Consider the following 21,145-nt stretch of genomic DNA (forward strand, 5'->3'; position numbering starts at 1 on the left):
GGCGAAGCCGCGATGACGCGCCTCGGCGCGGATCTTGCAATGGCGGTGGCGGCCGGCGACGTTCTGGCGCTGTCGGGCGATCTGGGCGCGGGCAAGTCCACGCTGGCACGCGCGCTGATCCGCGCACTGGCCGGCGATCCCGATCTCGATGTGCCGAGCCCGACCTTCACGTTGGTGCAGGATTATCAGGCGCGGCTGCCCGTGCTGCATGCCGACCTTTACCGCATCGGCTCGCCCGACGAACTGGACGAGCTCGGCCTCGATGAAGCCGCAGGGCGCGGCGTGGTTCTGGTGGAATGGCCGGAGCGCGCCGAAGGCAATCTGCCGGGTAATCCGATCGTAGTCGTGATCGAAGCCTCCGGTGAAGGTCGCCGGATCACGTTCGACGGACCGGCGGCAACCCTGGCGCGGTTTCAGCGCACGCTCGCCATACGCGCTTTCCTGCAGGATGCCGGGCAGGGCGAAGCACAGCGCAGCTTCATGTTCGGCGATGCGTCCACCCGCGCTTATGAAACGATCACGCAGCCGCATCAGCCGACGCGTATCCTGATGGACGCGCCCAAGCGCCCCGACGGGCCGGTGATCCGGGATGGAAAGCCTTACAGCCAGATCGCGCATCTCGCCGAAAGCGTCACGCCGTTCGTGGCGGTGGGCCAGGCGCTGTACGAGCGCGGCATGGCAGCCCCCGCGATCCTCGCGCAGGATCTCGATGAAGGCCTGCTGCTGATCGAACATCTCGGATCCGGCAATTTTCTGCATGTCGGCGAGCCGGTCGCGGAGCGCTATCATCTGGCGGCGCAAGTGCTCGCGGCTTTTCACGCGCAGTCTTTCCCGGACACGCTGCCGGTTGGCGGCGACACATACCGCGTGCCCAGCTATGACCGCGAAGCGCTCCATATCGAAACCGAGCTTTTGATCGACTGGTATTTGCCGTCTGTCACCGGCAAGCCGGCGTCGGATGCCATGCGCGCCGATTACCATGCTGCCTGGAGCGCGGTGTTCGACCAGCTCGACACGGGTGAAAAGCACCTCGTCATCCGCGATTATCATTCGCCGAACCTGATCTGGCGGCCTGAACAAGACGGCCTGAACCGCATTGGCGTGATCGACTTCCAGGATGCGCTGATCGGCCCGTCCGCCTATGACGTCGCGTCACTCGCCATGGATGCCCGCGTCGATATCGCGCCGGCGCTGGAAGCCTCCACCAAGGCCGCCTATGTCGCGGCGCGGCAGGCGCAGGGCGCCTTCGACGTGGAAGGTTTCGAGCGTGCTTATGCGGTGATGGCGGCGCAGCGCAACGCCAAGATCCTCGGCATTTTCGTGCGGCTGAACGAGCGCGACGGCAAGCCGGTTTATCTCAAGCACCTGCCGCGCATCCGCAGCTATTTCGCGCGTGCGCTTGGCCATCCTGCACTTCAACCCGTTCGCCGCTTCGTCGAAGACAACGGCATTTTGGCATCCACCGATGCCCAATAGAACACCCCGCACGGCCATGGTGCTCGCCGCCGGTCTCGGCAAACGCATGCGGCCGATCACCGACACGATCCCGAAGCCGCTCGTACCGGTCGCCGGCAAGACGCTGCTCGACTGGGGTCTCGATGCGCTCCAAGCGGAAGACGTGGAGCGGGCCGTGGTCAACGTGCATTACCTCGCCGACCAGATCGATGCGCATGTGTCGCAGCGTGTGTCGCCGCGCATAACGGTCTCCGACGAACGCCGCGAATTGCTGGATTCCGCCGGGGGCATCGTCAAGGCGCTGCCGCAGCTTGGGGATCAACCGTTCTACATCCTCAATGCCGACACGTTTTGGCTGGACCAGTCGCCTTCGAGCCTGTCGCGTCTGGCAGCGCTGTGGGACGATGGGCGGATGGATATCCTGCTGATGCTGGCCTCGATGGATGATGTGACCGGCCATTCCGGCTCCACCGACTTTCTTCTGGACGGGGACGGGCGGCTCGAGCGCGCCAAGGGCGATCCGTCCGGTCTCGTTTATGCCGGTGCCGGCATCGTGCATCCCCGCATCTTCGACGGCGCGGACACCATTCCGCATTCGCTCAATGCCTATTTCGACCGCGCCATCGCGGCTGGCCGCCTTCATGGCATGGTCATGCGCGGGCGCTGGATCACCGTCGGCACGCCGGATGCGATCGCACCGGCCGAAGCCACCGTCGCTGCATGGCGGCAGCAAGAACAATGAGCGCGGGCGCGACAAGGCCGCGCGTTTTCAACATTCCCGCCGGCCTGCCGTTCCTGCCCACGCTGGTTGAAGCCGTGCGCAGCGGGCGCTTTCACGACGACGCGACCTGGCGCGCGGAGGATCCGCTGGCGCTGGCGACCACCACGATCTTCGTGCCGACCAGGCGCGCGGCGCGCGAACTGCGCAGCCTGTTCGTGGATATGGGCGAGGGCCGCGCGGCGATCCTGCCCACGATCCGTCCGCTCGGCGAGTTCGAAGAAGACCGCGTTTTGTTTGAAAGCGCGGATCATTCCACCGTCGATCTCGATCCGCCCGTGGCGTCGCTCGACCGCCTGCTGCATCTCGCGCCCCTTGTGCGGCGCTGGATCGAGCGTCTGCCCGGCCACCTTGCCGCGCTTTACGGCGAAGATGTCGTGGTGCCCGCATCGTCGGCCGATGCGCTGTGGTTGGCGCGCGACCTCACCGAATTGATGGACGAGATCGAAACGGAAGGCGCGGACTGGGGCAAGCTCGGCGATCTCGTGCCCGAAGGGCTCGCCAACTGGTGGCAGGTGACGCTGGCCTTTCTGTCGATCGTATCCGAGCAATGGCCGGGGATGCTGGCCGAACTTGGCCGCAGCAATCCGGCCGCGCATCGCAATGCGCTGATCCGCGCAGAAGCCGCGCGCCTGCAGCGCAACCCGCCAGCCGGTCCGGTGATCGTTGCCGGCTCCACCGGCTCGATCCCCGCAACCGCCGAGCTTCTCAGCGTGATTGCCCGTTCAAGCCATGGCGCGATCGTGCTGCCCGGCCTCGACCAGGATCTGGATGACGCGGCATGGAGTGCGGTGGGGCGCACGGAAAGCGATCCCTCGGTTTACGGCCATCCGCAATATCAGCTGCGCAAGCTGATCGCCCATCTCCAGGTGTTGCGCGGCGATGTCGAGCCGATCGCGCAAGCGCCGGCGCATCGCACGCTGCGCCTTGCCGCTCTGTCCGAAGCGCTGCGCCCGGCCGATACCACAGATGCCTGGGCCGAGCACCGCGGCGCTTACGAGCGACACGATCTCGATGCCGCTTTTGCCGGCGTGACCCTGCTCGACGCGCCAACCGAGCGCGATGAAGCGCTGGCCATCGCCATCGCGCTGCGCCAGGCGATCGAGGAACCCAACAAGACGGCTGCACTGGTCACCGGGGACCGCATTCTGGCGCGGCGCGTCAGTGCAGAACTGCGCCGCTTCGGCATCACGGCCGACGATTCCGGCGGCACGCCTTTGTTCAAGACGCCGCCCGCGACACTGCTCCTGCAGGCCGTGCGCGCGGTGTTTTCGCCCGGCGATCCCATCGCGATCCTGTCTCTGCTGAAGCACCCGCTTCTGGCGCTCGGGTTGGAGCGCAGCACGGTGCGCCGCGCCGCCGAGATGATCGAACTGGTTGCCCTGCGCGGCGGCACTGGTCGCCCCGATATCGCGACGCTCGGCACCTTGTTCGAAAATTGCTTCTCCGATCTCGGCGCATCCGAACGCCAGCCCTTCTGGTTGCCGCGCATCGATGCGGCCAGGCTTGAAGCAGCTCGCAGCGTTCTTCTTGCGCTTGAACAGGCGCTGGCGCCGCTGGTCGAGCTGCGCGACGGCGGCCGTTTCACCACGGAAGCCGCCGCGCGCATTTCCGTCGAAGCCTTGGAAGCGCTGGGCCGCTCGGCCGATGGTTCGTTGAGCGAGCTTTATGCCGGGGATGCGGGTGCGGGCGTGGCCGATTTCCTGCGCGGACTGATCGGCACGCAGGCCGGTTACGAGATCCTGGCCGTTGAATGGCCGGGCGTGCTCGATGCGCTGATCGCGCCCGAAGCGGTGAAGCCGTCGATTGCCGGGGATAACCGCATCGCGATCTGGGGTGCGCTGGAAGCCCGGCTGCAAACGGTGGACCTGCTCGTTGTCGGCGGGCTCAACGAAGGCACCTGGCCGCGCCGCGCTGAACCGGACCGCTTTCTGTCGCGCGGCATGAAAAGCGGCCTGTCGCTGGAACCGCCGGAACGGCGCATCGGCCAGGCAGCGCATGATTTCATGATGGCGCTGGGTGGCGAGCGGGTGATCCTGTCGCGCGCCGCACGCTCGGGCGATGCGCCGGCCGTGTCGTCGCGCTGGCTGCAACGGCTCACGACCTTTCTCGGCGAGGAAGTCGCGGAAACGGCGCGTGCGCGCGGCCGCGTCCTGCTCGCCTGGGCGCAAAGGCTGGACGAGCGGCAGGACGTGCCCTTTGCGCCGCGCCCCAATCCGAAGCCGCCGCTCGGTGCACGCCCCAAGCATTTCTCCGTCACCGAAATCGAAACGCTGCGGCGCGATCCTTATGCGATTTATGCCAAACGCGTCCTGAAACTTCAGCCGCTCGATGAGGTCCTGCGCGATCCGAGCGTGGCCGAACGCGGCAACCTCTTCCACGATATTCTGCATCATTTCACCGAAGCCGAGATCGATCCCCATGCGCCGGACGCGCTGGAACAACTGATCGCGATCGGCGACACGGCCTTCGACCAAGCGGCTCTGCCCGACGATCTGCGCGTGGTCTGGTGGCCGCGCTTCGAGGCGATGGCCGCCAACATCATCGCGTGGGAACAGGATCAGGCGCAGAAGGATCCGGCGCGGCATTCCGAGCTGAAGGCCGACAAGACGGTGGTCGGCAGCACCGGCGTGACGCTGGGTGGGCGTGCCGACCGGATCGACCTTCTGCCCGGCGGCATGGCCGATATTCTCGACTACAAGACCGGCTCCACGCCGTCCAAGCGGCAGGCGCATATGTTGATCGCGCCGCAGCTGGCGCTTGAAGCCGCCCTTCTGCGGCGCGGCGCATTCGGGGAGCTCGACAAGGCCGAGCCGGCCGATCTCGCTTATATCCGCTTGAAGCCGAACGGGGCGGTGGAGCCGGAATCGATCCTGGAAATCAAGGGCGCCAATGCCTCCCTGCGCAGTGCGGGCGATCTGGCGGAGGATGCCTGGGCGCGGCTTGAAACGCTCATCAAGCATTATGCCGATCCCACCAGCGGCTACCTGTCGCGCGCGCTGCCGTTTCGCGAAACCGAAACATCGGGCGATTACGATCATCTCGCCCGCGTGCTGGAATGGTCGGCCGGAGCGGAAAGCGGCGAAGGGGGCGAAGAATGAGCGTCCGCTTCGTTGTTCCCGAAGACACGCTGCGCGACCAGACGCTGGCGTCGGATCCCGGCAACTCCGTCTGGGTGTCGGCCCATGCCGGCTCCGGCAAGACGCATGTCTTGTCACAGCGCGTGGTGCGGCTGCTTTTGTCGGGCACCGAACCGTCGCGCATCCTGTGTTTGACCTATACCAAGGCCGCCGCCGCCAATATGGCCAACCGCATTTTCCGCGATCTCGGCCGCTGGACGATGCTGGATGACGCAGCACTGGCCAAGGAAATCGCCGATATCGAAGGCAGCGCCACCGCCGGCACGGTGAAGCGCGCCCGGCGCTTGTTTGCGCAGGCGCTGGAAACGCCGGGCGGCCTCAAGATCCAGACCATCCACGCCTTTTGCGAAGCGCTGCTGCATCAGTTTCCGCTTGAAGCCAACATTGCCGGGCATTTCGAGCTGCTTGAAGGACAGGCGGCCACCGCACTCCTGGCGCAAGCGCGGCGCGAACTGCTGCTCGGCACCCGCAACGAGCCGGATCTGGCCGATGCCTTTGCCACGGTTCTGCAGCGCGGTGGCGAAAGCGGGCTCGACCGTTTGCTCGACGAGATCGTCGCCAAGCGCGATGACCTGAAGGCCGCCATCACCGATCTGCATGGCGGCGACATGCTGGCAGAGCATGGCTTCGGTTCGGATGAAACGGCGGAAACGCTGAGCGAGGCGATCTGGCCGGACAGCTATTTCGATGCCTCGTTGGCCGAGACGATCGCGCAATGTGCGTCCAACAAGGTGCGTGCGGCGGATTTCGCGGCTGGCTTGAGCGCGGTGGCCAAGGCCGAGCCACCGGAGTGTTTCGCGCTTCTGTGCAAGCTCTTCCTCACCGCATCCGGTGAGCCGCGCAAGCCCGGCCAGATCGCGGCAAAGGAGGTAGTGGCCCGCTTCCCCGACTTCGCGGAAGAATTCACCCGAATGGCCGATGGGCTGGTTGCCTGCCGCGACCGCATCGCGCTGCTCGACATGCTTCATGCCACGAAGGCAGCACTCACCATCGCCGACCGGCTGATCGGCAACTATTCGCGCCTGAAACATGCCGGCGGCTTTCTCGATTTCGAGGACCTGATCCGCCGCACGATCGCGCTGCTTGCCCGCTCCGATGCCGGTCCCTGGGTGCGCTATCGGCTTGATCAGGGAATCGACCATATTCTGGTGGACGAGGCGCAGGATACCAGCCCGCAGCAATGGATGGTGATCCGCGCGCTGTCGGGCGAGTTCTTCGTGGGCGATGGCGCGCGCGCCGATGCCGAACGCACCATCTTTGCGGTGGGCGACGAGAAACAGTCGATCTATTCGTTCCAGGGAGCCGAGCCGGAAAGCTTCGACATCAACCGGCGCGACTTCAAGAGGCATGTCGAGGGTGCTGAAAAGCGGTTCGAAACGGTGAAGCTGCAACGCTCCTTCCGCTCGACGTGGGATGTGTTGTCGGCCGTGGATCGCGTTTTCTCCACGCCTGAGCGGCGCCGCGGGCTGACGCAGGACGGCGTTGCCTTCGAGCACAAGGCGATCCGGGAGGAGCCGGGTTCGGTGGAAGCCTGGCCGTTCGTCGGCGCAACCAGCATCGAGGAACCGGATGATTGGGCTGAAGCGATCGATCATGCTTCGGCGCCCGCCGTGCTCGTGGCCGAAGAGATCGCGACGCGCGTCGAAGGCTGGCTGAAAACCAACACGATCCTGCCCGGCAAGGGTCGCCCGATCCGCCCCGGCGACGTCATGGTGCTGGTGCGCAAGCGTGACAGCTTCATTCATGCGCTGTCGCGTGCGCTCAAGAACCGCCGCATCGATGTTGCGGGTGCCGATCGCCTCAGCCTGCCCGGCCATATCGCGGTGCAGGATCTGGTGGCACTCGGCCGCGTCGTGCTGCAGCCGGAAGACGACCTGTCGCTCGCCGCGCTTCTGAAAAGCCCGATCTTCGGGCTGGACGAGGATGCGCTGTTTGGCCTCTCGCATGGTCGTGCCGACGGCGTGTCGCTTTACACGAGCCTGCGGCGCAGGGCCGGCGACGATCTGATCCTGAAAGCGGTGCTCGACCAGCTCACCGGCTGGCGCAACGAAGCCGGCTTCAAACCGGCCTTCGAATTCTATGCCGCCGTTCTCGGGCGGGACGGCATCCGGCAAAAGATGATCTCGCGCCTCGGCCACGAGGCCGGCGAAATCTTGGACGAATTCCTGAACTTCCTGCTTGGCGCCGAGCGTGCGGGGCCGCCCGATCTCGAAAGCGTGTTGTCGCTGCTCGACCAGTCCGGCCCGGACATCAAGCGGGAAATGGACCAGACGCGCAACGAGATCCGCATCATGACGGTGCATGCCGCCAAGGGCCTCGAAGCGCCGATCGTGTTTCTGGTGGACAGCGGCGGCGAACCCTTTATCGCCGGCCATCTGCCGCGCCTGCTGGCTTACGAGACGCCCGATGCGGCGCGGCGCAAACGCTTCCTGTGGCGTGCCGGCAAGGACCTCAACAACAGCTTTGCCGGTGAGATCGAGGCCGGCTTGAAGGATAAGGCCGAGGACGAATATCGCCGGCTGCTTTATGTCGGCATGACGCGCGCCGAAGATCAGCTGATCGTGTGCGGCTATCATGGCAAGCGCGGTCCGACCAATCCGACCTGGCTCACGATGGTGCGCGAGGGGCTGGAAGGTCAGGCCGAAACCACGACGAACGATCTGCCGGACGAGCGCGGCACCGTTCTGCATTATCAGGTGACGAAGCAGCCGGTCGTGTTGAAGGATGCGGCCCAGACAGCGTCTGAGGAAGCGCCGGCATTTCCCGCCTATCTGCGCGGCAAGGCGCCCTCCGCCCCGCGACTGCCGCGCCCGCTGGCCCCGTCGCGTGCAGCTGCCCTGATCGAAACCACGACGGCGGATGCGCCGACCCAGCGCTCGCCGGTGCTTGATCCGCAGCTTGAACCGTCTTTCGCCATTGAACGCGGCAACGCGATCCACCGCCTGCTCCAGATCCTGCCGGACATGCAGCCGGACGCGCGCGCAGCGGCCGCAGAGCGCTATCTCGGCCGGGTGGGTGCGGGATGGCAGCCACAGGAGCGCGACGCCGCTCTGCGCTCTGTGTTCGCCGTGCTGGACGACGAAACCTTCGCGCCGCTGTTTGCGCCGGGTTCGCGCGCCGAAGTTTCGGTGATGGGCACGCTTGAACTCGGCAACACGCCGCGCGCCATTGCCGGCACGATCGACCGGCTGGCGGTGATGGACGAGGCCGTGCTGATCCTCGACTACAAGACCAACCGCCCGCCGCCGGCTGATCTGGACGCCGTGCCGGACACTTATGTGCTGCAGCTCGCACTGTATCGTGCGCTGCTGGCCGATCTTTATCCGCAAAAACGCATCGAAGCGGCTCTGTTGTTCACTGAAGCGCCGCGCCTGATCGCCCTGCCGGCCGCGCGCATGGATGCAGCATTGCAAGGATTGAACGCAGCTTCAACGCAACGCGCTTGACGCGGTTGACCTGACGTCCCACATCTCCCCTCGAACGGCGCGCTGCATCCTCCCCCTGAGCGCGCCATCAACATTTGAAGGACTTATGCAATGGCTACCGTCAAGGTCGACAAGAACAATTTCGATGCCGACGTGCTCCAGTCCAACGAGCCGGTCGTTGTCGATTTCTGGGCGGAATGGTGCGGCCCGTGCAAGATGATTGCGCCCGCGCTGGAAGAGATTTCGCAGGAAATGGGCGGCAAGGTGAAGATCGCCAAGCTCAACATCGACGAGAACCCGGAACTGGCCGCCCAGTTCGGCGTCCGCTCGATCCCCACCCTCATGATGTTCAAGGCCGGTGAAGTGGCCGACATGAAGGTCGGCGCGGCCCCCAAGACGGCTTTGTCGTCCTGGATCAACGGAAACGTCTGACACTTAGCTCAGATTTCATGCGAAAGCCCGGCTGGACAGCCGGGCTTTTTTCGTGACTGGAAGAGCGCGAGCGTGATGCGGTGAACCCGAAAGGCCGTGGCGATGGGTGCATGGACGAAGCAGCTTCGCACAACCGACGCCACAGCGGCGGGCGTGATCATCATGCTGGTGGGCTTGTTCCTGTTTGCGATCAACGACGCGATGGGCAAATGGCTGGTTGCGAGCTTTTCGGTCGGCCAGATCCTTCTGGTGCGCTCGATCGGCGCGTTCCTGATCCTCGGCCCCATGCTGGTGGCGCGCGACAGTGTTCAAGCGGTGTTCCGACCGGAAAAGCCGGCCTTGCAGGCGTTGCGCGTTCTGGCGAGTGCCGCCGATGTCGGCTTCTTCTACGCAGCCGTCGCTTATCTTCCGCTCGCCGACGCGCTGACCTTCTACATGGCGGGCCCGATCTATGTCGCGGCCCTGTCGCACTTCTTCCTGGGCGAGCGCTCCGGCTGGAAGCGCTGGACGGCGATCTTCGTCGGTTTTATCGGCGTGATCATCGTGTTGCGCCCATCCAGCGCCTCGCTCACCTGGCCGTCGCTGTTTGCCGTGATGGGCAGCTTTTCGCTTGCCGTGCAGCTGATCCTGAGCCGGCTCCTGCGCAACACATCAGATAGCGTGCTGGTGACGTGGCAGACGGTGGGCGTGCTGATCATCGGCGTCACCCTGTCGGCGAACGCCTGGACCACGCCTGATCTGACCAGCCTGATCGCCATGCTGATGCTGGGCGTCGTGGCGAGCATTGCGCATATGATGATGACGCGCTCGATGAAGCTTGCTTCCGCTTCGCTGCTCGCGCCGCTTCAATACACGCTGCTGTTATGGGCGATCATTCTGGGTGTGATCTTCTTCGACGAACTGCCCGACCTTCAGGTCATCCTTGGCTCGGTGATCATCATCGTGGCCGGCTTGTTCATCTTCCACCGCAAGAAGGTCGTAGGCGCGCCGGTGAAGCCGGAAACGGTGGATCGCGTTTGAGCGGGATCAGGCCGGCGGCGTGCCGTTTTCGGCCAGAACCTGACCGGCAAGATAAAGCGAACCGCCGATCAGAATGCGCGGCGCGTCTTCCGTTTCGTCCCAGGTTTCGCGCAACAGGCTGAGCGCATTGCCCACCGAAGCGATCGGCTCGGCCGACAGGCCGGCTTCTCCGGCGCGCACCGCCAGTTCGTCATTCGGCACGCCGGCATCGCTTGAACCGACCGGCACGGTGAAGACATGGCGCACCATGCCCTTGAAGGCGCGGAAATAGTTGGTCTGATCCTTGGTGTTGATCATGCCGGCAATGAGAAACAGCGGCCGCGGATTGCGGTCTTCCTGATCGGCCAGCGCTTCGGCGATCACGGCGCCTGCACCGGGATTATGCCCGCCATCGAGCCAGATCTCGGCGCCTTGCGGCGCAAGCTCCACGAGCTTGCCGGTGGTCAGCTTCTGCATGCGGCCCGGCCACGTCACCGTTTCCAAGGCACGGTCGGCGATTGCAGGCGTCACATTGAAGCCGGCAGCGCGCACGGCAGCGATCGCTGCGGCGGCATTGGCGAACTGGTGACGGCCCGGCAAACGGGGGCGCGTCAGGTCCATCAGGCCGGTGTCGTCCTGATAGATCATGCGGCCGTTTTCCTCGAAGGCGAGAAAATCTTGGCCATAGATGAAGGCAGGCGCGCCGAGCCGTTCTGCGGTGGATTCGAGCACTTCGCGCGCGGCTTCGCTTTCCTGCGCGCCGATCACCACGGGTGCACCCCGCTTGATGATGCCGGCTTTTTCGGCTGCGATCAGCTCGGCGCGGTCGCCGAGATAGGCTTCGTGGTCGAGCGACACCGGCATGATGACGCTGGTGGCCGGCCGCTTGATGACGTTGGTGGCGTCGAAGCGCCCGCCGAGACCGACTTCCACGATCGCGACATCGGCCGGATGTTCGGAAAACAGAACGAACATCACCGCCGTCAGGATCTCGAAAACGGTGGTCGTCTCGCCCCGGTTGGCGTCCGCGACACGCTCGATGGCGTCCGTCAGCACATCGTCGGCAACCAGCTTTCCACCGCCGGGGGCGCCCAAGCGATAGCGTTCATGCCAGTTCACCAGATGCGGCGAGGTATGAACGTGAACGATGCGCCCATCGGCTTCGAGCAGCGCGCGCGAAAAGGCCGCGCAGGAGCCCTTGCCATTGGTGCCGGCGATGTGGATCACCGGCGGCATGTGGTCCTGCGGATTGCCGAGCCGCTCGAGCAGCCGCGTGACGCGTTCCAGGGACAGGTCGAAGCCCTTGGGATGAAGCGTCATCAGCCGCTCGATCGCGCGGGCGGCCTGGCTCTCGTCGGTTGCGGCGCTCATGCGGGAAAACCGTCGGTCTGGTTTAAGCGTGCGCGGGCGTCGGCGCTTCGTCGCTGGCAGCTGCCGGCAGCGCTTCGGGATCGATCACCGTGCCGGGCGGCTGCTTCATCAGAATGCGCAGCAGCCGGCCAAGCGTCGCCTTCATGTCGAGGCGCGACACGACCATGTCGACCATGCCGTGTTCCATCAGATATTCGGCGCGCTGGAAGCCTTCCGGCAGCTTTTCGCGGATGGTCTGCTCGATCACGCGCGGGCCGGCAAAGCCGATCAGGGCGCCGGGCTCGGCGATGTGAACGTCGCCCAGCATGGCATAGGACGCGGTGACGCCGCCGGTGGTCGGGTTGGTGAGAACCACGATATAGGGCAGGCCGGCTTCCTTCAGCCGGTCAACCGCAACCGTCGTGCGCGCCAGCTGCATCAGGGACAGAATGCCTTCCTGCATGCGTGCGCCGCCGGATGCGGCAAACAGAACAAGCGGCAGCTTCTTTTCGACCGCGTTTTCGAAGCCGCGAATGATCGCGTCACCCGCCGCCATGCCGAGCGAGCCGCCCATGAAGGAAAAGTCCTGAACGGTTACGGCGACCGGCAGACCGTCGATCTCGCCGGTGGCGTTGATGATCGTGTCTTCCATGCCGGTCTTGGCACGGTTTTCCTTCAAACGGTCGATATAGCGCTTCTCGTCGCGAAAGCGCAGCGGATCCACGGCGACCTTGGGGTTCTCGAGCGTCTCGTAATGCCCCTCGTCGAACAGGAAGCGCAGCCGCTCCTTGCCCTTGATCTTCATGTGATGACCGGAAGACGGCACCACGAACTGGTTTTCTTCCAGGTCCTTGTGGAAGATCATCTCGCCGGAATCGGGATCCTTGATCCACAGATTGTCCGGCATGTCGCGCCGGCCAAGCATGGAATTGATCTTCGGACGAACGTAGTTGGTGATCCAGTTCACGGCTGGCTCTCCGTTATCTGAGCAAACAAAATGGGGCGATCAGCCGGCATGGGCAAGGCGCGCCTGGCGCACCCCTTGTGCAAGGCCGCCGATCAGCGTGGCAACGGCTTCCGCGGGATCGGCCGTCATGCGGCCATCGGGTCCAAGCACATTGGCAACCGCATTGACGATCGCCGTACCCACCACGACGCCGTCGGCGGACGCGCCGATCACCCGCGCCTGTTCGGCCGTCTTGACGCCGAATCCGACGCAGATCGGCAGATCCGTATGGCTCTTGATGCGCTTCACCGCTTCCGTCACATCGCCGGTATTGGCAAGGGCCGAGCCGGTGATGCCGTTCATCGACACGTAGTAAACGAAGCCGGATGTGTTCTCGAGCACCTTCGGCAGGCGCTTGTCGTCTGTAGTCGGCGTTGCCAGGCGGATGAAGTTGATGCCCGCGCGGATCGCCGGAATGCAGAGTTCCTCATCCATCTCCGGCGGCAGATCCACGACGATCAAGCCGTCCACGCCGGCTTCCACGGCTTCGGCCAGGAAGGTCTCGACGCCATAAAGATAGATCGGATTGTAGTAGCCCATCATGACGATCGGCGTGTCGTTGTCGTCGGTCCGGAAGTCGCGCACCATCTGCAGCGTCTTGGCGAGCGTCTGGCCGCTTTTCAGCGCGCGCAGGCCCGCGGCCTGAATGGCCGGGCCGTCGGCCATCGGATCGGAAAACGGCATGCCGAGCTCGATCACGTCCGTACCCGCCTTCGGCATGGCCTTCATGATCCTGAGCGACGTGTCATAATCGGGATCGCCGCCCATGAAATAGGTGACAAGCGCGGGACGGCCCTCATCCTTGAGCTTGGCGAAGCGGCGGTCGATGCGGGTTGTCATACGGTATCTCCGGAAAATCTTGTCGCGATATAGTCCGAAATCGATTTGTGCGACATCGCTGTTTCCATCCATGCGCGCCGCTCGAAGTCAATGAGTGCCAGTTCCCAGACGCAGGCAAACAGATGCGGCGCCGCTTCTTCGAACATCGCATCGGGATGGAGGTCTGCGCGCCAGAGCTTTCGGGCGCAAATGCCGCCGGGCTGCCACCAATGAAGCAGCAGCCAGCGACCTTCCTCGCCTTCATGCAGGATCGCAAAGCCGGCACCAAGATGCGGCATGCCACTCATCTCCGGCTCGGCTTCGATGATCTGCGCTTTGGCCTTGTCGAACACCGCATCATCGATCGCTGCCGCATCGGCGCAGATCGCGTTGAGCTTGATCGCAGTGGGACCGACCTGCATCAGCGCCTGAAACCAGGCCCGACGCGGACGATAGACGTCGGCAGGCGGGTTGCCGTCATCGACAGGACGCGAAGGGATGTCGATGCGGGCGGTCACGTTTGATCGGCTCCTTCAGCCTCAAGCCTCACGGGGTTAGCGCGACCATCGAAGACGCGCAATATTTCTGTACCGTTATCAGTTCGAGACCATCTAGGAGAGGACTGCGTTTGCTTCTGCCGCATGCTCGCTTAGGAGCTGGCGCTGATGCTCACGGCTTTCGAGATACCAGGTGAGCGCCTGCTCGGCGATGTGCGCAGCGGACGTATTCTGCCGCTGCGCTTCTTCTTCGAGGCGGCGATTGGTGTCGGCCTTGATGTGCAATGAAAGCGGGACTTCACCCATTTCGCACTCCTTCAACCCGGGCAAGGCAGGTTAGCACAGGCCTGAAACCTGCGCCAACGGCAGCCCTTCTTACATCTCCATCCCCATCATCTTGGCGACCGTATGCACGTCCTTGTCGCCGCGGCCCGACAGGTTGATGATGATGATCTGGTCCTTGTCCATGGTGGGCGCGAGCTTCACGGCATGGGCGATGGCATGGGCGGATTCGAGCGCCGGGATGATGCCTTCGACGCGGGTCGTCAGCTGGAAGGCGTCGAGCGCTTCGTCATCGAGGATCGGCACATATTCCACGCGCTTGGTGTCGCGCAGGAAGCTGTGCTCGGGGCCGACGCCGGGATAATCGAGACCGGCCGAGATCGAATGGCCTTCGATGATCTGGCCGTCCTTGTCCTGCAGGAGATAGGTGCGGTTGCCATGCAGAACGCCGGGCTTGCCGGCACTCATGGAGGCGCAATGCTCGACGCCTTCGAGACCGCGTCCGCCGGCTTCCACGCCGATGATGCGCACGTCGCGATCATCGAGGAAGGGATGGAACAGGCCGATCGCGTTCGAACCGCCGCCAACGGCTGCGATGATCGCATCGGGCAACCGGCCTTCCTGTTCCTGGATCTGTTCGCGCGCTTCCGTACCGATCACGGCCTGAAAGTCGCGCACCATTTCGGGATAAGGATGCGGGCCGGCGGCGGTGCCGATCAGGTAATAGGTGTCATGAACATTCGTGACCCAGTCGCGCAGGGCCTCGTTCATCGCGTCCTTCAGCGTGCCGTGGCCGGCCGTCACCGCGTTGACCTCGGCACCTAGGAGCTTCATGCGAAACACGTTCGGCTTCTGGCGCTCGACGTCGGTTGCGCCCATGTAGACCACGCATGGCAGGTTGAAGCGCGCCGACACGGTGGCCGAAGCCACGCCGTGCTGGCCGGCACCGGTTTCGGCGATGATGCGCGTCTTGCCCATGCGCTTGGCGAGCAGGATCTGGCCGAGGCAGTTGTTGATCTTGTGCGAACCGGTGTGGTTCAGGTCTTCGCGCTTCAGATAGATCTTGGCGCCGCCGAGGTGACGCGTCAGGCCTTCGGCGAAATAAAGCTTGGACGGGCGGCCCGCATAATAGGTCGACAGCGACTTGAGCTCGGCCTGGAAGTCCGGGTCGGTCTTGGCTTCTTCCCAATGCTGCTGCAGATCCAGGATCAGCGGCATCAGCGTTTCGGCGACGAAGCGGCCGCCGAAGATGCCGAACATGCCCTGTTCGTCCGGTCCGGTGCGGAAGGAATTCGGCTCGATCGGCTTGTTCATGCCGTGCTCCTGGATGCGTGGGTTCAAAAACAACGAATAAGGTCAGGCCGCGCGCTGTTTGGCGCTGCGAATGGCTGCAAAGAAAGCGTCGATCAGCGCCGCGTCCTTGATCCCCGGCGCACGCTCGACACCCGACGAAATATCCAGTCCGGATGGGTGAACGCGCGCCAAGGCGTCGCCGACATTCGACGCGTTGAGCCCTCCGGAAAGCATGTAAGGCAGCGAAGCGTCAAGGCCATGGAGCAGCGACCAATCGAACGTGATGCCGTTGCCGCCCGGAAGGTCCGCGCCCTTGGGTGGCTTGGCATCGAAAAGAAGACGATCGGCCACGCCGGCATAGTCTTGCGCATGGGTGAGATCGTCCGCCGTGGAGATCGACAGCGCTTTCATGACGGGCAGGCCATATCGCGCTTTGACCGCCGATACCCGCTCGGGCGTTTCCCCGCCATGCAGCTGCAGCACATCCGGCTGAACAGCGGACACGATGGTGTCCAGCGCTTGATCATCGGCATTCACCGTCACAACCACGGTTTGCGCCCGGCCGCGCGCCAGCTGCCGCAAAGGAGCAGCGGTGTCAGCCGACACATTGCGCGGGCTCTTGGGAAAGAAGATGAAGCCGATATGGCTTGCACCATTGTCCAGCGCGGCGTTCACGGTTTCGGGCGTGGAAAGCCCGCAGATCTTGATATCCATAGAGAAGGAGATAGCGGCGCGACCGCGCTTATTCAAACGCAATCGCCTGCAGGGCGCCGCCATTCTTCTTCAGCCAGGCCTTGCAGCGGTCGGTATCCGGGCACAGCGCACGGCATAGCGCCCAGAACTGCGGACCGTGGTTCATTTCCTTGAGATGCGCGACCTCGTGAGCGACGAGGTAATCGATCACAACCGGCGGGGCCATCATGATGCGCCAGGAAAAGGACAAACCGCCATCGGCGGTGCAGGAGCCCCAGCGGCTGGTCGTGTCCTTGAAGCGGACAGATCTTGCCTTGCGCCCGACGGTTGCCGTGTGTTTGGCGACCAGCGCCTCAATGTCGCGCTTGGCTTCGCGCTTGAGGAAATCGCTGACCCGGCGCGGCAGATGCGCTTCGTCGCCATGCACATGAAGAACCGGGCTGCCGTCGACGGCGCCGATCGACACCGCGCCGCGTCTGCCTGGCTCATGCACGATGAGGTGCGGTACGCCGCGAAGGGGAATGCGCACGCCGGCCCGCACGATCGGCTTGTCGGGATATTTCGCCAGCCGCGTTTCGAGCCATTGGGTATGCCTGGCGATGAAGCGGTCGACATCGCGCAGGGAAATGCCGGGCGGCGTGGTGACGCGCAAACCGCGTCCGCCGACATCGATGCGCAGGGTCAACCGCGTGGAGCGCTGGTTCTGCACGATCTTGAGGGGCAGGGTGCGTCCGGCCACATCAAGCGCACGCTCCACCGGCGGCGCGATGGCCGGTTTGCGGGAACGGGAAAAGGCGGACAGGAGACCCATGGGGTGAGCTAACGCGATTCGCGCCTCTTGAAGAAGCTTGAGACGCAAAAAACGGCGCCCCTTGCGAGGCGCCGTTTCCTTGGCTCAGGTGATCGAGGCGTGGATCAAACGCCCGGATCGCGGATTTCGGTCGAACCGGTGGTCTGCGGACGGGTGTTGCGGTTGTTCATGAACCGGTCGAACTCGTCCTGGTCCTTGGCGCGGCGCAGTTCGCGGACATAGGCGTCGAACTCGTCGCGGGCTTCATCCAGCTTGCGGCGCTCTTCTTCGAGACGGTTGAGCTCGGCCGAGCGCCAATCGTCGAAGGCCACATTGCCGGTGGAGTTGAAGCCGCCGCCGAAATGGCGGGACCGCTTGGCGGCGCAATTCTTGAACCAGCCTTCGCCGTTCATCATGCGCTTAAAGCCGTCCAGCCGGTCGCCCCACAGAATATAGCCCAGCATGGCCAGGCCGAGAGGCCAAAAGACCACGAAGCCGACTACCATGAGCGCAATGGTCGCCGGCGTCCAGGCCGGTCGGATCAGTGCAGTCGTGTTCATTTGCTTGCGTTCCTTCGTTTGGAAAACAACCGACATCGGCTGCTTGATTTTGAGATGGGAGACCAAATCAGGCGATTCAAGACAGCATTGTTGAAAACCGGATAAGCCTCAGTTTTTCCTCGATCTTTTCCATGTTTCCAGCGCATGAACCAGCAGCCCTGCCAGAAGGCCCCAGAAGGCCGAGCCGATGCCGCCAAGCACCAGACCGGACGCTGTCACCACGAAGGCGGTCACAGCAGGAAATCGCTCGACGGGATTGGTCACCGACAGCGAGATCGCGTTGATGAAGGAGCCGAGCAGGCCTAGCCCCGCCACCACCACGATGAACACCGGCGGCAGCACGGCCACAAGCGCCACCAGCGAAGCGCCGAACACCGCGAAGCCAAGATAGGTCGCGGCATAGAACCAGCTTGTTTTCCAGCGCTGCGCCGGATCGGGATGCGCGTCCTGACCGGTGCAGAAAGCCGCCGCCATGGCCGAAAGGTTGCTCGGCCCGGCACCAAACGGCGCTGACAGGAGCGAAACGAGGCCGGTGGTCGCAATGATGGGTCCCGGCGTCGGCTGGTAGCCATCGGCTTTCAGAACGGCCAGGCCCGACAGGTTCTGCGAGGCCATCGTGACGAGATAAAGCGGGATCGAAAGACCGAGAAACGTCGCAAAGGAGAAGGTCGGCGCGGTGAAAACCAGCGTGGACACTTCGGGGCTCGGAAACGCAATGATCCGCCCGAGCGCCACCGCCAGCACGGCGCCCGCCACGAGCACGATCAGGATCGACAGCGTCGGGCTGAACAAGCGTGCCACGAAAAACAGCGCCACAATCGGCAAAACAAGCACCGGATCGGTGCCGATCGCCCGAGCGACATCGGCTACGAAAACAAACAGGATGCCGGCCAGCATGCCTGACGACACCGCCATCGGGATCCGTGCTACGAGCCGCATCAAAGGACGCAGCAGACCGGTCCCAACGAGCAAAAACGCCGTCATGAGAAAAGCGCCCACGGCATCTCCCATCGTGAAACCCTGGCTCGCCGCGACCAGGGCCAGACCGGGCGTCGACCATGCGGTCACGATCGGCATGCGGGTGCGCCAGGACAGAATCAAGGACGACACAACCAGCGCCAAACAGATCGCGGTGACCGCGCTGGCCGTCTGGTCCGGCGTCGCGCCCACGGCGTTCAAGGCGGCCAGAACAATCGCCAGCGTGCTGGAAAAGCCGACAAATGCGCCGACAAAGGCCGAAACCGGGATCGACAAGCGCATGATCAGCGGACCTGTTCAACCAGACTGGAAACGCTGCGGGTGATCAGGTCGAGATCCTGCGGCCGGGAAAGACGGTGATCGCCATCGGGAACGAGCGACAGCGTGACATTGTCGGCCGGCAGATGCTCGACGAGCTTCAGCGCATGGCTGTGCGGCACGTCCGGATCGGCCATGCCCTGGATGATCGTGACGGGACAATGCGTGTCGATCAAACCGGTCAGCACCCGGTTCTGCTCGCCGTCTTCGAACAGCGCCCGCGTATAGATGTTGGGCTGGTCGGAATATTGCGACGGTTCTTCGAGATAGCCCAGCGTTTCGATCTGCTCTTTTTGCTTCCTGGAAAGAAGCGGCTGCATCAGGTCGCTGGTGAAATCGGGTGCCGGCGCGATCAGAAGCAGGCCGGCGATGCGGCCGCGATCGCCGCGTCTGTTCAGTTCCTGCACCATGCGCAAGGTGATCCACCCGCCCATGGAAGACCCGACAAGGATCTGCGGACCTTCGGTGACCTGGTCGAGCACGGCGAGCGATTGGGCGAGCCACAGCGAGATCGTGCCGTCGGCAAACTCGCCGCCCGACAGGCCGTGGCCGGAATAATCGTGGCGGGTGAACTGCAATCCGTTTTGGGCGGCATGCGCGGCCAGCACTTCGGCCTTCGTGCCGGTCATGTCGGACCGATAACCGCCGAGCCACATCAGGCCGGGCGCCGACCCCTTGGCATGGCGATATGCGATGCTTACATCACCGACATCGAGGCGGCCTGCGATCTCGTTCGTGGCGTTTGTCGGTGCCCCCGTGGTGTCCATCCGCTCAGTTCCTTGCATCACCGGCCCTCCCATCGCTGCCCCCTCGCATCCCCGCTTGTTCAGGCCGGATGTAGTCCAACGAACGGCCGAAAAGCAGGTTTCTGATCGCAACAGGTGATTTTCACCTGCCAATGTGCTATTGACACATCGAGCGTGGGAACGACATTCCCCCTCATCGTGTTGTGCCGTGTGTCTCGAACACCGGCAAGCCGATCGTCGACCGTTCGTTCAATAACCAGGAGAGTACGACCATTCGCAGACCATTCAAAGCCGCGCCGGCAACCAAGGACGGCCCACGGTCCAACCGGGATATCCGGGTTCCACGGGTCCAGCTGATTGATGACACGGGCGCCAATCGCGGCAACGTCTCTATTCAGGAAGCGCTTGAGATCGCCGAGCAGGCTGGGCTTGATCTCGTGGAAATCTCCCCCAATGCCGAGCCGCCGGTTTGTAAGATCCTCGATCTCGGCAAGCTGAAATATGCCAGCCAGAAAAAGGCTGCCGAAGCGCGCAAGAACCAGAAGACCATCGAGATCAAGGAGATCAAGATGCGTCCCAACATCGACACGCATGATTATGACGTGAAGATGCGGGCTGTTCATCGCTTCTTCGAGGAAGGCGACAAGGTCAAGCTGACCCTGCGCTTCCGTGGCCGCGAAATGGCCCACCTTGAACTGGGCATGGCGCTTTTGAACCGCGTCAAGGCGGAAACCGAGACGATTGCCAAGGTCGAGGCCGAGCCGAAGCTCGAAGGCCGTCAGATGATGATGGTTCTCGCCCCGAGATAGCCATGATCGGGGCGGATCAGCGTTCAACCCTGTTCCGGATGCCCTGTCATGTCACGTGAAAATGCTCAGGCCATGGCGCGCTATCAATCGGCGCGCCGCATGGTCATAGGGGCGATGATCGCCCTGATCTGCCTTCTGCTGGTTTTCAGCGCATCGGCTCAGCCGGAGCTCCGGCATGAGCAGATCGAGGCCTATGGCCTGGCCCTGATGCTTCTGGGCATCGCCGGGCGCTTGTGGTCGATCCTTTACATCGATGGGCACAAATCCACCTCGGTCGTGCAAACCGGGCCTTATTCGATCACCCGCAATCCGCTTTACTTCTTTTCCAGCCTCGCTGCCCTGGGCGTCGGGGCACAAACCGGCAGTCTGCTCGTGGCGCTGGCCTGCGGCGTCATCTGCGCGATCTCCTTTCACGTCGTGGCAAGACGCGAAGAGCGCTATCTGACCACCGTTCTGGGCGCGCCCTACAGCGATTATCTCACCCGCGTGCCGCGCTTCTTTCCCAATCCGCTGATCTACCGCGACCAGGCAACCGTGACGTTCCGGCCGAAGATCTTGAACAACACGCTTCTCGACGGGCTCGTGTTCTTTGCCTCGATCCCGTTCTTCGAGATGATCGAACGGGCGCAGGAAAGCGGCTTCATTCCGGTTCTCGTTCATCTGCTTTGAGGCAGGGTTTGAAGCCAGTGCCTGAGGTCGCTCCGCGCGCTTGCGCTCGGGCGATCTTGCTGGTAGGAAGCGCCCGGTTAAAGGAGCCGTCCGGCAGGGCATGCCG

18 protein-coding genes are annotated in these 21,145 nt (G+C 63.8%); 8 read left to right on the forward strand and 10 right to left on the reverse strand.

All coding sequences use genetic code 11. The annotated features are described in order from the left end of the window. Positions 1-12: 12 nt before the first annotated feature. The 6 genes from tsaE to JYU29_RS13390 all read left to right on the forward strand — a co-directional run bounded on the left by tsaE (position 13) and on the right by JYU29_RS13390 (position 10,250). Positions 13-1,476 carry a tRNA (adenosine(37)-N6)-threonylcarbamoyltransferase complex ATPase subunit type 1 TsaE gene (gene tsaE, locus JYU29_RS13365; protein WP_213985581.1) on the forward strand — a complete coding sequence of 488 codons (1,464 nt, stop codon included), beginning with the start codon at positions 13-15 and terminating at the stop codon, positions 1,474-1,476. Continuing rightward, on the forward strand, positions 1,466-2,197 hold the full coding sequence (locus JYU29_RS13370) for a nucleotidyltransferase family protein (RefSeq protein WP_250157441.1): 732 nt from the start codon (positions 1,466-1,468) through the stop codon (positions 2,195-2,197). Before tsaE ends, JYU29_RS13370 begins: the two co-directional genes overlap by 11 nt. After that, positions 2,194-5,334, forward strand: a complete 3,141-nt coding sequence (gene addB, locus JYU29_RS13375) for a double-strand break repair protein AddB (protein ID WP_213985310.1) — start codon at positions 2,194-2,196, stop codon at positions 5,332-5,334. Before JYU29_RS13370 ends, addB begins: the two co-directional genes overlap by 4 nt. Next, positions 5,331-8,819: a double-strand break repair helicase AddA gene (gene addA, locus JYU29_RS13380; protein ID WP_213985311.1), complete on the forward strand. Its 3,489-nt coding sequence runs from the start codon at positions 5,331-5,333 to the stop codon at positions 8,817-8,819. Before addB ends, addA begins: the two co-directional genes overlap by 4 nt. A 90-nt stretch (positions 8,820-8,909) precedes the next feature. Next, the gene (gene trxA, locus JYU29_RS13385) at positions 8,910-9,230 is read left to right on the forward strand and encodes a thioredoxin (RefSeq protein WP_189504492.1); all 321 of its coding nucleotides are present in this window, start codon (positions 8,910-8,912) and stop codon (positions 9,228-9,230) included. Positions 9,231-9,332: 102 nt separating this feature from the next. Beyond that, the gene (locus tag JYU29_RS13390; protein WP_213985312.1) at positions 9,333-10,250 is read left to right on the forward strand and encodes a DMT family transporter; all 918 of its coding nucleotides are present in this window, start codon (positions 9,333-9,335) and stop codon (positions 10,248-10,250) included. A gap of 6 nt (positions 10,251-10,256) precedes the next feature. On the opposite strand, the gene JYU29_RS13395 is transcribed toward JYU29_RS13390, so the two are convergent. The 10 genes from JYU29_RS13395 to JYU29_RS13440 all read right to left on the reverse strand — a co-directional run bounded on the left by JYU29_RS13395 (position 10,257) and on the right by JYU29_RS13440 (position 19,582). After that, positions 10,257-11,600 carry a bifunctional folylpolyglutamate synthase/dihydrofolate synthase gene (locus JYU29_RS13395; RefSeq protein ID WP_213985313.1) on the reverse strand — a complete coding sequence of 448 codons (1,344 nt, stop codon included), beginning with the start codon at positions 11,598-11,600 and terminating at the stop codon, positions 10,257-10,259. A gap of 22 nt (positions 11,601-11,622) precedes the next feature. Then, positions 11,623-12,546 (reverse strand): acetyl-CoA carboxylase, carboxyltransferase subunit beta, encoded by a 924-nt coding sequence (gene accD, locus JYU29_RS13400; protein WP_213985314.1) that lies wholly within the window; start codon positions 12,544-12,546, stop codon positions 11,623-11,625. A gap of 39 nt (positions 12,547-12,585) precedes the next feature. Beyond that, entirely contained in the window at positions 12,586-13,425 is an 840-nt protein-coding gene (trpA, locus tag JYU29_RS13405; protein WP_213985315.1) for a tryptophan synthase subunit alpha, read from the reverse strand. Beyond that, positions 13,422-13,826 (reverse strand): hypothetical protein, encoded by a 405-nt coding sequence (locus JYU29_RS13410; protein ID WP_213985583.1) that lies wholly within the window; start codon positions 13,824-13,826, stop codon positions 13,422-13,424. Before JYU29_RS13410 ends, trpA begins: the two co-directional genes overlap by 4 nt. Positions 13,827-14,276: 450 nt before the next feature. Next, positions 14,277-15,497 (reverse strand): tryptophan synthase subunit beta, encoded by a 1,221-nt coding sequence (gene trpB / locus JYU29_RS13415; protein WP_213985316.1) that lies wholly within the window; start codon positions 15,495-15,497, stop codon positions 14,277-14,279. Between the two features lie 42 nt (positions 15,498-15,539). Next, positions 15,540-16,190 (reverse strand): phosphoribosylanthranilate isomerase, encoded by a 651-nt coding sequence (locus tag JYU29_RS13420; protein WP_250157479.1) that lies wholly within the window; start codon positions 16,188-16,190, stop codon positions 15,540-15,542. 28 nt (positions 16,191-16,218) lie between these two features. Continuing rightward, positions 16,219-16,980 carry a M48 family metallopeptidase gene (locus tag JYU29_RS13425; RefSeq protein ID WP_213985318.1) on the reverse strand — a complete coding sequence of 254 codons (762 nt, stop codon included), beginning with the start codon at positions 16,978-16,980 and terminating at the stop codon, positions 16,219-16,221. A 104-nt stretch (positions 16,981-17,084) separates the two neighbouring features. After that, on the reverse strand, positions 17,085-17,519 hold the full coding sequence (locus JYU29_RS13430) for a DUF2852 domain-containing protein (protein WP_213985319.1): 435 nt from the start codon (positions 17,517-17,519) through the stop codon (positions 17,085-17,087). Between the two features lie 108 nt (positions 17,520-17,627). Further along, positions 17,628-18,779, reverse strand: coding sequence for a benzoate/H(+) symporter BenE family transporter (locus JYU29_RS13435; protein ID WP_213985320.1), 1,152 nt, complete (start codon positions 18,777-18,779; stop codon positions 17,628-17,630). 2 nt (positions 18,780-18,781) lie between these two features. Continuing rightward, entirely contained in the window at positions 18,782-19,582 is an 801-nt protein-coding gene (locus JYU29_RS13440; RefSeq protein WP_213985321.1) for an alpha/beta hydrolase, read from the reverse strand. 251 nt (positions 19,583-19,833) lie between these two features. Here JYU29_RS13440 and infC point away from each other — a divergent pair, with 251 nt between their 5' ends. Further along, entirely contained in the window at positions 19,834-20,370 is a 537-nt protein-coding gene (gene infC, locus JYU29_RS13445; protein ID WP_213985584.1) for a translation initiation factor IF-3, read from the forward strand. A 48-nt stretch (positions 20,371-20,418) separates the two neighbouring features. After that, positions 20,419-21,039 carry a methyltransferase family protein gene (locus tag JYU29_RS13450; RefSeq protein ID WP_213985322.1) on the forward strand — a complete coding sequence of 207 codons (621 nt, stop codon included), beginning with the start codon at positions 20,419-20,421 and terminating at the stop codon, positions 21,037-21,039. Positions 21,040-21,145: the final 106 nt, after the last annotated feature.

This window comes from Tianweitania aestuarii (assembly GCF_018457165.1).
Taxonomy (GTDB): Bacteria; Pseudomonadota; Alphaproteobacteria; order Rhizobiales; family Rhizobiaceae; genus Tianweitania; species Tianweitania aestuarii.

Coding starts and splice junctions, on each gene's coding strand:
- JYU29_RS13425 (WP_213985318.1), bottom strand. CDS start 16,980: ATGGGTCTCCTGTCCGCCTTTTCCCGTTCCCGCAAACCGGCCATCGCG.
- trpA (WP_213985315.1), bottom strand. CDS start 13,425: ATGACAACCCGCATCGACCGCCGCTTCGCCAAGCTCAAGGATGAGGGC.
- tsaE (WP_213985581.1), top strand. CDS start 13: ATGACGCGCCTCGGCGCGGATCTTGCAATGGCGGTGGCGGCCGGCGAC.
- JYU29_RS13420 (WP_250157479.1), bottom strand. CDS start 16,190: ATGGATATCAAGATCTGCGGGCTTTCCACGCCCGAAACCGTGAACGCC.
- JYU29_RS13410 (WP_213985583.1), bottom strand. CDS start 13,826: ATGCAGGTCGGTCCCACTGCGATCAAGCTCAACGCGATCTGCGCCGAT.
- JYU29_RS13435 (WP_213985320.1), bottom strand. CDS start 18,779: ATGCGCTTGTCGATCCCGGTTTCGGCCTTTGTCGGCGCATTTGTCGGC.
- JYU29_RS13440 (WP_213985321.1), bottom strand. CDS start 19,582: ATGGACACCACGGGGGCACCGACAAACGCCACGAACGAGATCGCAGGC.
- JYU29_RS13390 (WP_213985312.1), top strand. CDS start 9,333: ATGGGTGCATGGACGAAGCAGCTTCGCACAACCGACGCCACAGCGGCG.
- trpB (WP_213985316.1), bottom strand. CDS start 15,497: ATGAACAAGCCGATCGAGCCGAATTCCTTCCGCACCGGACCGGACGAA.
- addA (WP_213985311.1), top strand. CDS start 5,331: ATGAGCGTCCGCTTCGTTGTTCCCGAAGACACGCTGCGCGACCAGACG.
- JYU29_RS13430 (WP_213985319.1), bottom strand. CDS start 17,519: ATGAACACGACTGCACTGATCCGACCGGCCTGGACGCCGGCGACCATT.
- addB (WP_213985310.1), top strand. CDS start 2,194: ATGAGCGCGGGCGCGACAAGGCCGCGCGTTTTCAACATTCCCGCCGGC.
- JYU29_RS13395 (WP_213985313.1), bottom strand. CDS start 11,600: ATGAGCGCCGCAACCGACGAGAGCCAGGCCGCCCGCGCGATCGAGCGG.
- JYU29_RS13450 (WP_213985322.1), top strand. CDS start 20,419: ATGTCACGTGAAAATGCTCAGGCCATGGCGCGCTATCAATCGGCGCGC.
- JYU29_RS13370 (WP_250157441.1), top strand. CDS start 1,466: ATGCCCAATAGAACACCCCGCACGGCCATGGTGCTCGCCGCCGGTCTC.
- trxA (WP_189504492.1), top strand. CDS start 8,910: ATGGCTACCGTCAAGGTCGACAAGAACAATTTCGATGCCGACGTGCTC.